We start from the raw sequence: 14,001 nt of genomic DNA, 5'->3' as shown, positions 1-14,001 counted from the left end.
GCGGTGAACGGTCCTGCCTCGGTGGTGGTCTCCGGTGTCGAGGAGGCGGTGCTTGAGGTGGCCGCCGCGCTGGAGTCCCAGGGCGTCAGGACGCGGCGGCTGCGGGTCTCGCACGCCTTCCACTCGCCGTTGATGGATCCGATGCTGGAGGACTTCCGCGCACTGGCGAGCGGGCTTGCCTACAACCCGCCGCGTATCCCCATCGTGTCGACCCTGACCGGGCAGGCGGCCACGGCTGAGCAGGTGTGCTCGCCGGGCTACTGGGTGGACCAGGTTCGTGGCGCGGTCCGCTTCGCCGACGGTGTCCGCACGCTTCAGGCTCAGGGCGTACGGGCGTATCTGGAGCTGGGCCCCGACGGCGTCCTGAGCAGCATGGCCCAAGAGACCCTTGCCGTGATCGCCGGTGTGCGCGAGTCGGACATGGTGCTGGTGCCGGTGTTGCGGAGGGATCGCGATGAGCAGAGCGCGGTGATGTCGGCGCTGGCCGAACTGCACGTGCACGGGGTGCCGCTCGATTGGCGGGCGATGTTCCCCGGTGCCCGCCAGGTGAAGCTGCCCACTTACGCCTTCCAGCGTCGATGGTACTGGCCGAGCCCCGCTTCGGCTGGAGATGCCCGGGGGCTGGGGCTGACCGCCGCGAGCCATCCGCTGCTGGGGGCTGCCGTGGGTCTGGCCGATTCCGCTGGTGTGTTGCTGACCGGGCGCCTGTCGGTGAGGTCGCATCCGTGGCTGGCCGATCATGTGGTGGCCGGGACGGTGATCTTCCCGGGTACCGGGTTCCTGGAGCTGGCGATCCGGGCGGGTGACCAGGTCGGCTGTGACCTGGTGGAGGAGCTGACCTTGACCGCGCCGCTGGTGCTGGGCGAGGGCGAGGCGGTCGCGGTGCAGGTGTCGGTGGCCGCGCCGGAGGAGTCGGGCCGCCGGAGCGTGAACATCTATGCCCGTTCGGCGGAGGCCGGCGAGGATGTGCCGTGGGTGCGGCACGCGACCGGGACGCTCGCGAGCGGTGCTTCGGAAGCCGGGTCGTTGGATGCCGAGGTGTGGCCGCCGCGTGGCGCGACCGCGATCGAGCTGGACGGGTTGTACGAGGACCTGGCTGCGGGCGGGTTCGGCTACGGTCCGGTGTTCCAGGGGTTGCGGGGGGCCTGGCGTGGATCTGACGGTGAGGTTTTCGCCGAGGTGGCGTTGCCCGAGGGGGCGGAGTCGGAGGCGGGTGCGTTCGGTTTGCATCCGGCGTTGCTGGATGCGGCGTTGCACGCGGTGAGTTTTGTTGGGCTGGAGCCGGTGCAGGGTGGCCGGTTGCCGTTCTCGTGGGATGGCGTGAGCCTGCGCGCTGTTGGTGCGTCGATGTTGCGGGTGCGGCTGGCTCGGACGGGTCCGGATTCGGTGTCGCTGGTGGCGGTGGATGCCGCTGGGGAGCCGTTGGTGTCGGCGCGGTCGCTGGTGTTGCGGTCGTTGTCGGCGGGTGATCTGCCGGTTGCTGGTGGTCGGGCGGTGGAGCGGGATGCGCTGTTCGGGGTGGAGTGGTCGGCGCTGCCGGAGCGTGCGGTGGCGGGTGGGGATTCGGTTCCGTTCCATAGGGATCTGCCGTCGTTGCTGGAGGCGGGGCCGGTTCCCGAGGTGGTGCTGACGGAGGTCGTCTCCGGCCCGGCCGATGGGGTGGTGGAGTCGTCGCATGCGCTGACTGCCCGGGTGCTGGAAGTGGTGCAGGGGTGGCTGGCCGATGACCGGTTCGCTGATTCGCGTCTGGTCGTGGTGACTCGGGGCGCGGTCGCGGTGGGTGAGGGTGAGGTGGTCACCGATCTGGCGGCTGCCGCGGTGTGGGGTCTTGTGCGTAGCGCGCAGTCGGAGAACCCGGCCCGGTTCGTGCTGGTGGATGTCGATGGTGAGCTGCTTGACTCGGTGCTGGCCGGGGTGCTGGCCTCGGGTGAGCCGCAGGTGGCGGTGCGCGGCGGTGGGGTGCTGGTTCCCCGCCTGGCGCGGGTGACACCTCGCTCTGATCTTGGCGATGCCCTTGATGGGGGCGGTGTCCGCTCGTGGGATCCGGAGGGGACGGTGCTGATCACCGGTGGTACCGGTGGTCTGGGTGGGTTGCTGGCGCGGCATGTGGTGGCCGAGCGTGGGGTCCGGCGTCTGTTACTGACCAGTCGCAGGGGGGCCGAGGCCCCGGGTGCGCTGGAACTGCGGGCCGAGCTGATCGCGCACGGCGCCGAGGTGGAGATCGTCGCGTGCGATGGCGCGGATCGTGCGCAGGTGGCGGCTCTGCTGGCGGGCGTGGATCCCGCTCATCCGCTGACGGCGGTCATTCACACGGCCGGTGTGCTGGCCGACGGCACGATCCCGTCGTTGTCGGCGGAGCGTTTGGATGCGGTGCTGAGGCCGAAGGTGGATGCCGCCTGGCATCTGCACGAGCTGACTGCGGATGTGGATCTGGCCGAGTTCGTCGTGTTCTCGTCGGTGGCGGGGACGTTCGGTGGGGCGGGTCAGGGCAACTACGCGGCGGCGAACGCGTTCTTGGATGCGCTGGCTGAGCATCGGCGTGCCTTGGGGTTGGCGGGGTTGTCGCTTGCCTGGGGTCCGTGGGCGAAGGCCGCGGGGATGACGGGAGGACTGGCTGAGGTCGATCTTCGGCGGATGACGCGGGCGGGGATGTCGGCCTTGGCTGTCGAGCAGGGGCTGGCGTTGTTCGACGCCGCGGGTGCGGTGGGTCGTGCGGCAGTGGTGGCGGCAGGGTTGGACGCGGCGGCCGTGGCGCGGGCCGGTGGTGCGGTGCCGCATCTGCTGCGGGAGCTGACGCGGGGGATTCGCCGGTCGGCGGCGTTGGCGCCGGTTGCGCGTGATGGATCGCTGGGTGCGCGGTTGGCCGGCCTGGGACAGGCCGATCGGGTTCGGTTCGTGCTGGATTTGGTGCGTGCGCAGATCGCGGTGGTGCTGGGGCATGCCTCGCCGGATGGGGTGGAGGTGCGGTTCGAGTTCCGTGAGCTGGGTTTCGACTCGCTCACCGCGGTGGAATTGCGTAACCGGCTGGTTGCGGTGACGGGGTTGCGGTTGCCGGCTACGTTGGTGTTCGACTATCCGACACCGGTCGTGCTGGCGGAGTTCGTGCTGGGCGAGCTGCTGGGTGAGCAGGCCGGTTCGGATGCGCTGTCGCCCGTGGTGCGTTCGGTGGCGGACGACCCGATCGTGATCGTGGGGATGGCGTGTCGGTATCCGGGCGGGGTCGCCTCTCCGGAGGATCTGTGGCGTCTGGTGGTTGAGGAGACCGACGCGGTCACCGGGTTCCCGACGAATCGGGGTTGGGATCTGGAAGGTGTTTACGATCCGGATCCTGGCCGGGTGGGGACGTCGTACACGCGGCACGGCGGGTTCCTGCACGACGCCGATGAGTTCGACGCGGGGTTCTTCGGGATCTCGCCGCGTGAGGCGCTGGCGGTCGACCCGCAGCAGCGGCTGCTGCTGGAGGTGTCGTGGGAGGCGGTCGAGCGGGCGGGGATCGAGCCGGGGTCGTTGCGGGGCAGCCAGACCGGTGTGTTCACCGGGGTGATGTACAACGACTACGGCCTGACCCTGGGCAACGCCGCCGGCCGGGTGCATCAGGCCGCCCTCGGTGAGGTGGTTGAGGGGCTTGGCGGGCGCGACGCGGTCGAGGGTTATGAAGCGACCGGGACCGCGCCGAGCGTCGCTTCCGGCCGGGTGTCGTACACCCTGGGGTTGGAGGGCCCGGCGGTGACGGTGGACACGGCCTGTTCGTCGTCACTGGTGGCGATGCATCTGGCGGCGCAGGCGCTGCGCTCGGGAGATTGCTCGCTGGCGCTGGCGGGCGGGGCCACGGTGATGTCGACCCCGAACACCTTTATCGGGTTCTCCCGGCAGCGAGGTCTGTCGGTTGATGGGCGGTGCAAGGCGTTCTCCGACAGCGCCGATGGGGTGGGCTGGTCGGAGGGCGTGGGTGTCCTGGTGCTGGAGCGGTTGTCGGACGCCCGCCGGAACGGCCATCAGGTGCTGGCGGTCGTCCGTGGTTCCGCGGTGAACCAGGATGGCGCGTCGAACGGGTTGACCGCGCCGAACGGTCCTTCGCAGCGGCGGGTGATCCGGCAGGCGCTGGCCGGTGCGGGTTTGTCGGCGTCCGAGGTGGACGCGGTGGAAGGTCACGGCACGGGGACGACCCTGGGCGACCCGATCGAGGCGCAGGCCCTGCTGGCCACCTACGGACAGGACCGGGACGGGGATCGTCCGTTGTTGCTGGGGTCGATCAAGTCGAACATCGGTCACACCCAGGCCGCCTCGGGTGTCGCCGGTGTGATCAAGATGATCATGGCGATGCGGAACGGGCTGCTGCCCAAGACGTTGCACGTGGACGCGCCATCCTCACACGTGGACTGGAGCGAGGGTGCGGTCGAGCTGGCGACCGAGCCGGTGGAGTGGCCGCGGACCGGCCACCCGCGCAGGGCTGCGGTGTCGTCGTTCGGGATCAGCGGCACCAACGCCCACGTGATCATCGAGCAGGGTCCGGTTGAGCAGGGCGTGGTGGCCGCGGACGTGGTATCCGAGCACCCGGTGCCCGTGGTGGTCGGTGGGTCGTCGGTGCCGTTGCTGGTGTCGGGCCGGACCGATCAGGCGTTGCGTGCGCAGGCCGGGCGGCTGGCGTTGTATGTGGACGGTGAGTCTGACCTGAGTCTCGGCGATGTGGCGTTCTCGCTGGCCACGACGCGGTCGGTGTTTGAGCATCGGGCGGTTGTGGTCGCTGGGGATCGTGAGGGGGTACTGGCCGGGCTGCGGGCTGTTGCCGAGGATCTGCCGGGTGTGGGTGTGGTGCGCGGGGTGGCCGGAGCGGAGCCTCGGCTCGCGTTCCTGTTCACGGGTCAGGGGAGTCAGCGGGCGGGGATGGGCCGGGAGTTGTATGACCGGTTCCCGGTGTTCGCGGAGGCGTTGGATGAGGTGATCGCTGAGCTTGACCCGTTGCTTGATGGTTCGTTGCGTGAGGTGCTGTTCGCCGAGCCGGGTACTGCGGGGGCGGAGGCGCTGGATCGGACGGGGTGGGCGCAGCCGGCGTTGTTCGCGGTGGAGATCGCGTTGTTCCGGTTGGTGTCCTGGTGGGGTGTGCGGCCGGATGTGCTGGCGGGGCATTCGGTCGGGGAGATCGCGGCGGCGCATGTGGCGGGGGTGTTGTCGCTGGGTGATGCGTGTGCGTTGGTGGCGGCTCGGGCGCGGTTGATGCAGGCGTTGCCCGCGGGTGGGGCGATGGTGGCGGTGCAGGCCGCCGAGGACGCGGTCGCTGAGCTGCTGGCCGGGCGTTCGGATGAGGTGTCGATCGCGGCGGTCAACGGTCCTGCCTCGGTGGTGGTCTCCGGTGTCGAGGAGGCGGTGCTTGAGGTGGTCGCCGCGCTGGAGTCCCAGGGGGTCAGGACGCGGCGGTTGCGGGTCTCGCACGCGTTCCACTCGCCGTTGATGGATCCGATGCTGGAGGACTTCCGCACGGTGGCGAGCGGGCTTGCCTACAATCCGCCGCGTATCCCCATCGTGTCCACTCTGACCGGTCAGGCGGCCACGGCCGAGCAGGTGTGTTCGCCGGGTTACTGGGTGGAGCAGGTGCGTGGCGCGGTTCGCTTCGCCGACGGTGTCCGCACGCTTCAGGCTCAGGGCGTGCGGGCCTGTCTGGAGCTGGGTCCCGATGGAGTCCTGAGCGCCATGGCCCAGGAGACCCTTGCCGGCGACGTCGATGCGCGCGACTCGGGCGTGGTGCTGGTGCCGGTGCTGCGGAGGGATCGGGGTGAACAGGGCGCGGTGATGTCGGCGCTGGCCGAGCTGCACGTGCACGGGGTGCGGCTCGATTGGCGGGCGATGTTCCCCGGTGCCCGCCAGGTGAAGCTGCCCACTTACGCCTTCCAACGTCGGCGGTACTGGCCGAGGCCGTCGCTCGCTGGTGCCGGGGATGTCACCGCCGCCGGGCTCGGAGTGCCGGATCACCCCTTGCTGGGAGCGGCCGTTGAGCTGGCCGGCGGAGACGAGGTGCTCTTCACCGGCCGGTTGTCGACGCGGTCGCATCCGTGGCTGGCCGATCACGTGGTGTCGGGCCGGGTGCTGGTGCCGGCGACGGCGTTCCTTGAGCTGGCGATCAGGGCCGGTGACGAGGTCGGCTGCGCCCGGGTGGACGATCTGACCCTTGTCGCGCCGTTGACCCTGCCCGAACACGGGGGCGTCCAGGTGCAGGTGCGGCTGGGCGGCCCCGACGAAAGCGGACGCCGGCCGGTGAGCGTGTACGCGCGGCAGGGGGATGAGCAAGAGCGGCCTTGGACACGGCATGCCGACGGCCATCTGGCGGTAGCGGCGCCGGCCCCCGATGACCCGTTCGACACTACGGTGTGGCCGCCGGCCGGTGCGGAGCCGGTCTCGTTGGAAGGCTTCTACGAGGGGCGGGCGGCGGACGGTTTCGACTACGGGCCGGCGTTCCGTGGCTTGACCGCGGTGTGGCGATGCGGCTCCGACATGTACGCCGAGATCGGCCTTCCTGAGCAGGACGCGGCTGAGGCAGGGGCGTACGGCATGCATCCTGCGCTGCTGGACGCGGTGCTGCATCTGTGCCTGTTCCTCGACCAGAGCCAGGAGGCCAGGCGCAAGGTGCCCTTCGCGTGGGAGGGCGTATCCCTGCATGCGGCGGGGGCCGCCGCGGTGCGGGTGCGGATGTCCTGGGCAGGACCGGACGCGATGTCGATCGCGATCGCCGGTGCGGGAGGTCCCGCGGCCTCGATCGGGTCGGTGGCTCTGCGCGTCCAGTCGGACGAGCCGGCCGCGGGCTCGCGAGCGATCGGCAGGGACAGCCTGTTCCGGCTGGACTGGGTCCCGGCTTCACCGGTGCCCGCGGTTCCGCCGGGCACTCTGGCGGTGGTGGGTCCGGACGAGTGGGGGCTCGCCGAGGCTCTGGCCGAGGTCATGGGTGATCCCGTCAGGACAGGTGCCGATCTGCGGTCGCTGGGCGAGGCCTGCGAGGGCGGTGCTCTCGTGCCGCGCACGGTGCTGGTCCCGGTGGCCGCAGGCGGGGGCGACGAGGTGCCGGTGGCCGCGCACAGTGTGGCGTCGTCCGTGCTGGACCTGGTGCGATCCTGGCTCGCCGATGAGCGGTTCGCAGATTCGCGGCTGGCGTTTCTCACCCGGGGCGCGGTGGACGGCGATGATGTGGCGGCGGCGACGGTGTGGGGGCTCGTACGTGCCGCCGAGGCCGAGCATCCGGGCCGGTTCGTGCTGGTCGACCTCGACCTCCACCAGGGCGGCGACCGTGATCGAGCAGCCGATCGTGACCGCGTGGGCCTGTCGACGGCGTCGATCGCCGCGCTGCCGCAGGCCCTGGCCGCCGTCGAGCCGCAACTGGTGATCAGGGACGGCGCCGTGCTGGCCGGTCGGCTGGCCCGGGTCTTCCCGCCCGCCGAGCCGCCAGCCCTGGCCTGGGACCCGGCGGGAACGGTGCTGATCACGGGCGGCACCGGCGGCCTTGGCGGCATACTGGCCCGCCACCTGGTGACCGTACACGGCATCAGGCAGGTGATGCTGGCGAGCCGTCGCGGTGAGCGGGCGGAGGGCGCGGGCGAGCTGGTGGCGGAGCTGACCGGGCTCGGCGCGCACGTGACCGTCGTGGCATGCGACCTGGCGGACCGCGAGGCCGTCGCCGGCCTGCTGGCCGGGGTACCCGCCGAGCATCCGCTGACCGCGGTGGTGCACGCGGCAGGCGTGCTGGACGACGGTCTGGTCGGCACCTTGACGCCGCAGAGCCTGGAAAAGGTGTTCCGGCCCAAGATAAGCGCGGCCTGGCATCTGCACGAGCTGACCAGAAACCAGAACCTGTCCGCGTTCGTCCTGTTCTCCTCGGTGGCGGGGACGTTCGGGTCGGCCGGGCAGGCCAACTACGCGGCGGCGAACGCCTTCCTGGACGCGCTCGCCCGGCGCCGCCGAGCCGAAGGGCTGCCAGGGCTGTCACTGGGCTGGGGCCCGTGGGCCCAGGACGGCGGCATGACCAGCGCGCTGAGCCAGGCCGACATGGGCAGGCTCGCCAGGCGCGGCGTGCTCCCGCTGTCTTCAGATCACGGTCTGGCACTGTTCGACGCGGCGGTGACGGGCGACGAACCGGCCGTGCTGCCCGCGCGCCTGAACCTGACGGCGTTGCGCGCAGGCCAGGAGATCCCACCCCTGCTCCGAGGGCTGATCCGGCCGTCGGCCCGGCAGCGGGCGACGGCCGCGGCGGCGACCCTCCTCGCGGATCGCCTCGCGCCACTCGGGGCGGAGGCCCGAAGGGCCGCCTTGCTGGAGCTGGTCCGCGACCAGATCGCCTTGGTGCTGGGCCATGCGGACGGCAACGCGATCGAGCCGCTGATCAGCTTCCAGAGCATGGGTTTCGACTCGCTGACCGCGGTCGAGGTGCGTAACCGGCTGTCCGGGGCCACCGGGCTGCGCCTGCCGGTCACCCTGATGTTCGACTACCCGAACGTCACGGTGCTGACGGAGTTCCTCCTGGCGGAGCTGCTGGGCCAGCACGGCGGCCCGGCGTCCGCGCGGGCGACGGCGCGAACGGTCACGCCGGCCGATGACGATCCCGTGGTGATCGTGTCGATGGCGTGCCGCTACCCGGGCGGTGTGGCCTCCCCCGAGGATCTGTGGCGGCTGGTCGTGGCGGGCGGGGACGCGATCTCGCCGTTCCCGGACTCCCGTGGCTGGGATCTGGAGTCGCTGTACGATCCCGGCCGCGAGCGCAGGGGCACCAGCTATGTGCGCGAAGGCGGGTTCCTGCACGAGGCGGGCGAGTTCGACCCCGGCTTCTTCGGCATCTCGCCCCGTGAGGCGCTGGCGATGGATCCTCAGCAGCGGCTGCTGCTGGAGACTTCCTGGGAGGCGGTCGAGCGGGCCGGAATCGACCCACTTTCGCTGCGTGGCAGCCTGACGGGCGTGTTCGCCGGGGTGATGTACCACGATTACGCGACAAGCGCGGAGTTCCCGCCGGACGTGATGAGCTTCATGGGCACCGGTACGGCAGGCAGCGTCATGTCCGGACGACTGTCCTACACGCTCGGCCTGGAAGGCCCGGCCGTGACGGTGGACACCGCCTGCTCCTCCTCACTGGTGACACTGCACCTGGCGGCCCAGGCGCTGCGCGGCGGCGAATGCTCGCTGGCCCTGGCCGGCGGAGTGACCGTGATGGCAACCCCAGCGGCGTTCACCGACTTCAGCGCCCAGGGCGGGCTCGCGGGGGACGGCCGATGCAAGTCCTTCTCCGAGGCCGCCGACGGTGTCGCCTGGTCCGAGGGCGTCGGGATGCTGGTGCTGGAACGCCTGTCCGACGCGCGCCGCAACGGCCACCAGGTGCTGGCCGTCGTACGCGGTTCCGCGGTGAACCAGGACGGCGCCTCCAACGGGTTGACGGCACCGAACGGGCTGTCCCAGCAGCGCGTGATCCGCCAGGCTCTGACCGGCGCCGGGCTGGCCCCCGCGGACGTGGACGCGGTGGAGGGCCACGGGACCGGGACCAGGCTGGGCGACCCGATCGAGGCGCAGGCGCTGCTGGCGACCTACGGCCAGAACCGGCCGGATGACCGCCCGCTGCTGCTGGGCTCGATCAAGTCGAGCATCGGCCACACCCAGGCGGCCGCCGGTGTCGCCGGTGTGATCAAGATGGTCATGGCCATGCGTCACGGAGTGCTGCCCGCAACAGTGCACGTGGACGCGCCCACTTCGCACGTCGACTGGAACCAGGGCGCGGTGGAGCTGCTCACCGAGAACCGCCCGTGGCCGGAGGCGGGTCGTCCGCGCCGGGCCGGTGTGTCCTCGTTCGGCATCAGCGGAACCAACGCACACGTGATCCTTGAGCAGGCGCCGCCAACCGTGGACGCGGAGACCGGTTCCGCCCCAGGCCCCGTGCCGGTGCTGGTCTCGGGGAAGACGAATGACGCGTTGCGCGCCCAGGCGGCACGTCTGCTGCCGCGGATCGCCGACGACCTCTCCCTCGCGGACGTCGGCTTCGCCCTGGCGACCACCCGCTCGGCGTTCGAGCATCGAGCGGTGGTCGTGGCCGGTGACCTGGACGAGCTGAGGGTGAGCCTGGCGGCCGTGGCGGACGGGCGTTCGGCGCCTGGAGTGGTCCACGGGCGTGGCGCGCGGCCTGGCAGGCTCGCGGTGCTGTTCACCGGGCAGGGCGCTCAGCGGGCCGGAATGGGCCGAGGGCTGTACGAGCGGTTCCCGGTGTTCGCCGATGCTTTCGACGCCGTGCTCGCCCACCTTGATCCCGAGCTGCGCGAGGTGATGTCCGGCGACACCGAACTGCTGAACCAGACCGTTTACACCCAGCCGGCGCTGTTCGCGCTGGAGGTGGCGCTGTTCCGGCTGGTGGAGTCCTGGGGCCTCAGGCCGGACTTCCTGGCCGGGCATTCGATCGGCGAGATCACGGCGGCGCATGTGGCCGGCGTGCTGTCGCTGGAGGACGCGTGCCGGCTGGTGGCGGCGCGTGCCCTGCTCATGCAGGCGCTGCCGCCGGGCGGGGCGATGGCCGCCGTCCAGGCCTCGGAGCAGGAGGTGCTGCTGCTCCTCGCCGGGCACGAGGACGCCGAGAAAGAGGACGAGGTCTCCATAGCCGCGGTGAACGGTCCGGCCTCGGTGGTGATCGCGGGTGCCGAGGAACCGGTCGCCCGGATCGCCTCCAGGCTGGAGGCCGAAGGACGCAAGACGACGCGGCTGAAGGTGAGCCACGCGTTCCATTCGCCGCTGATGGAGCCGATGCTGGCGGAGTTCCGCGCCCTGGCCGAAACGCTCAGCTACAACCCGCCGCGGATCCCTGTGGTCTCGACCGTGACCGGCGGGCCGGCGTCGGCCGAAGAGTTGTGCTCGCCCGACTACTGGGTGGAACAGGTACGCCACGCGGTCAGATTCGCCGACAGCGTGGCCACGCTGCACCGTCAGGGGGTCACCGCGTACCTCGAACTGGGACCCGACGGCGTGCTGACCGCGCTGGCCGAGGACGCCATCCCGGATGACGGGGCAGGGCCGGTGCTGGTCCCGGCGCTGCGCGGAGACCGCGACGAGCAGACCGCCATCATGACGGCGGTGGCGACGTTGCACGCGCACGGTGCCACGGTGGACTGGCCGGCCGTGTTCGGCGCCGCCTTCCCCGGCGCCCGCCGGGTGGACCTGCCGACGTACGCCTTCCAGCACCAGTGGTTCTGGCCGAGCGGACGGCGCGTGGGCGACGCCAGAGATCTCGGGCTCGCGGCGGCCGAGCACCCGCTGCTGGGGGCCGCGGTGATGCTGGCCGGGTCGGACGGTGTCGTGCTCACCGGCCGCCTCTCGCTGCGGTCGCACCCGTGGCTCGCCGACCACGTCGTCGGCGGGACGGTGGTCTTCCCCGGCACGGGACTGCTGGAACTCGCCATCCGGGCCGGAGACCAGACCGGGTGCGATCGGGTGGAGGAGCTCACCATGGCCACCCCGCTCGTGCTCGGCGAGCGGGACGCGATGGCCGTACAGGTGTCGGTGGGCGCGCCCGACGCGTCGGGCCGCCGCGAGCTCGGCGTCTACGCGCGGCCCGCCGACGCGGCCGACGACGAGCCGTGGGTACGGCATGCGACCGGCGTTCTCTCCGGCGAAGGCGCAGGCGGGGTCGCGCCGTTCGACACCGAGGTGTGGCCGCCGCGGGGAGCGTCCGCCGTCGAGCTGGACGGCCTCTACGACCGGCTCGCCGAAGGCGGGTTCGGCTACGGACCGGTGTTCCAGGGGCTGCGCGCGGTCTGGCGGCGCGACGACGAGGTGTTCGCGGAGATCGCCCTGCCGGACCAGGTCGGCGACGCCGGCTCCTACGGTGTGCACCCGGCGCTGCTGGACGCCGCCCTGCACGCGGTGCCGTTCCTGGAGGCCGCCCGGCCCGAGGCGGGACGCGTGCCGTTGTCGTGGGGCGGGGTGCGCCTGAACGCCGCCGGTGCGACGATGCTGCGCCTGCGCGCGGCCAGGACCGGCGAGGACACGGTGTCGATGACCGCGGTGGACATGGCGGGAGCGACCGTGCTCACCGCCGAGTCACTGGTGGCGCGTCCGGCATCGCCCGGCGCGCTGGCCCCCGCCGGTGACCGCCGGACGCCACGGGACGCGCTGTTCCGGCTGGAGTGGACGCCGCTGCCCGAGGAGCCGGCCTCCGCCGCGGAGTCCGACGTGGTGGTGCTGACCGGGGACCTCGCCACACTGGACGGCGCGCCGCAAGCCGTGGCCGTGACCGTGTTCCCCGCCGCGGGCTCCGCCGACGCGGTCGTCGCCGCGACGCGCGAGTCCACCGCCCGCGTTCTGGGCCTCCTGCAGGGCTGGCTTGCGGAAGACCGGTTCGGCGACATTCCCCTCATCGTGGTGACGAACGGCGCGGTTGCGGTTCAGGACGCGGTTGCGGTTCAGGACGCGATTACGGTTCAGGACGACGTGAGCGACCTGCCGGGGGCCGCCGTGTGGGGCCTGGTCCGTGCCGCGCAGGCGGAGAACCCGGGCAGGTTCGTGCTCCTCGATCTCGATGTGCCGCGAGAGCCGTCCAAGGCGCTGCTCTCGGCCGTGCTGGCCTGTGGTGAGCCGCAGATCGCGGTCCGTGACGGGGTGCTGAGAATGGCGCGCCTGGCACCGGTGGCGCCGGGCGAGGACATCGTCCGGCGGTGGGACCCGGCGGGCACGGTGCTGATCACCGGTGGTACGGGCGGTCTCGGCGCCGAGGTGGCGCGGCATCTGGTGCGGGAGCACGAGGTACGCCATCTGGTGCTGGCCGGTCGTCGAGGGCCGGCGGCGCCCGGCGCGGCGGAGTTGCAGGCCGAGCTGGTCGCCTGCGGCGCCGAGGTCACCATCGCCGCCTGCGACGTGTCCGACCGGGACGCGCTCGCCGCCCTGCTGTCCGTCGTACCCGCCGAGCATCCGTTGACCGCGGTCGTCCACACGGCGGGGGTGCTGGATGACGCGACGATTCCCGCGCTTCGGCCCGAACGGCTGGACGCCGTGCTGTGGCCCAAGGCGGTGGCCGCCTGGCACCTGCACGAGCTCACCCAGGGCATGGATCTCGCCGCGTTCGTGCTCTTCTCGTCGGTGGCCGGCCTGGCCGGCGGCGCGGGTCAGGGGAACTACGCCGCGGCCAACGCCTTCCTCGACGGCCTGGCCCACCACCGGCGGGCCTGCGGGCTGCCCGCGCTGTCCTTGGCCTGGGGGCCCTGGACGCAGGACATCGGCATGACCGCCGGGCTTGACGATTCCGATCGGCGGCGGATGGCACGTTCGGGCATTCGCCCGCTGACGGTGGAGCAGGGGCTGGCGCTGTTCGACGCCGCCCGTGCCGTGGACCGCCCGGTGCTGGCGCCGGTCCGGCTCGATCTGTCGGCGCGTGCGGACGTTCCGCCGTTGCTGAGAGGCCTGGTGTCCGCCAAGCGCCGTACGGCCACGGGCAGGCAAGAGGAACCGGACACCCTGCTGCGCGGGCTGACCGCTCTCGGCGCCGCCGAGCGTGCCGAGGTGCTCGTGGGTCTCGTCCAGGCCGAGGTGGCGAGCGTGCTCGGACATGCCGGGGCCGACGCCGTCGAATCGGACCGCGCCTTCAAGGAACTGGGCTTCGACTCGCTCACCGCCGTCGAACTGCGCAACCGGTTGGCCGGCGCCACCGGGCAGCGCCTGCCGGTCACCCTGGTGTTCGACCACCCCACGCCGCTCGCTCTCGCGGACCACCTGCTCGACCGGCTCGGCCTGAGCGAGCAGACCGGGTCCGCGGCGCTGCTGGCCGAGCTCGCGAAACTGGAGAAGGCTTTCACCGAGATGACCGTCGACATCGACGTGCACAAGCAGGTCGCGGCGCGTCTGGACATTCTGAGAACCAAATGGGCGGCACTGGTGCACGATTCCGGCGACGCGGAGTTCGACCTCGATTCGGCCACGGACAGCGAGATGTTCGACATTCTCGACAACGAACTCGGCTTGTCGTGAGTCCGTCACCATTCCGGATCTCGCGGGGAGAACCAA

The 14,001-nt window shown here is 71.7% G+C and carries 1 protein-coding gene; it reads left to right on the top strand.

Annotated features, from left to right (window positions below; all coding sequences use genetic code 11):
- Nucleotides 1–3: 3 nt before the first annotated feature.
- On the top strand, nucleotides 4–13,965 hold the full coding sequence (locus tag Aple_RS14850) for a type I polyketide synthase (RefSeq protein ID WP_281361560.1): 13,962 nt from the start codon (nucleotides 4–6) through the stop codon (nucleotides 13,963–13,965).
- The last annotated feature ends 36 nt before the right edge of the window (nucleotides 13,966–14,001 follow it).

It is taken from the genome of Acrocarpospora pleiomorpha (assembly GCF_009687885.1).
GTDB classification, from domain to species: Bacteria; Actinomycetota; Actinomycetes; order Streptosporangiales; family Streptosporangiaceae; genus Acrocarpospora; species Acrocarpospora pleiomorpha.
Note: the sequence above shows the minus strand (reverse complement) of the source record. Positions and strands in the feature narration are given on the sequence as shown.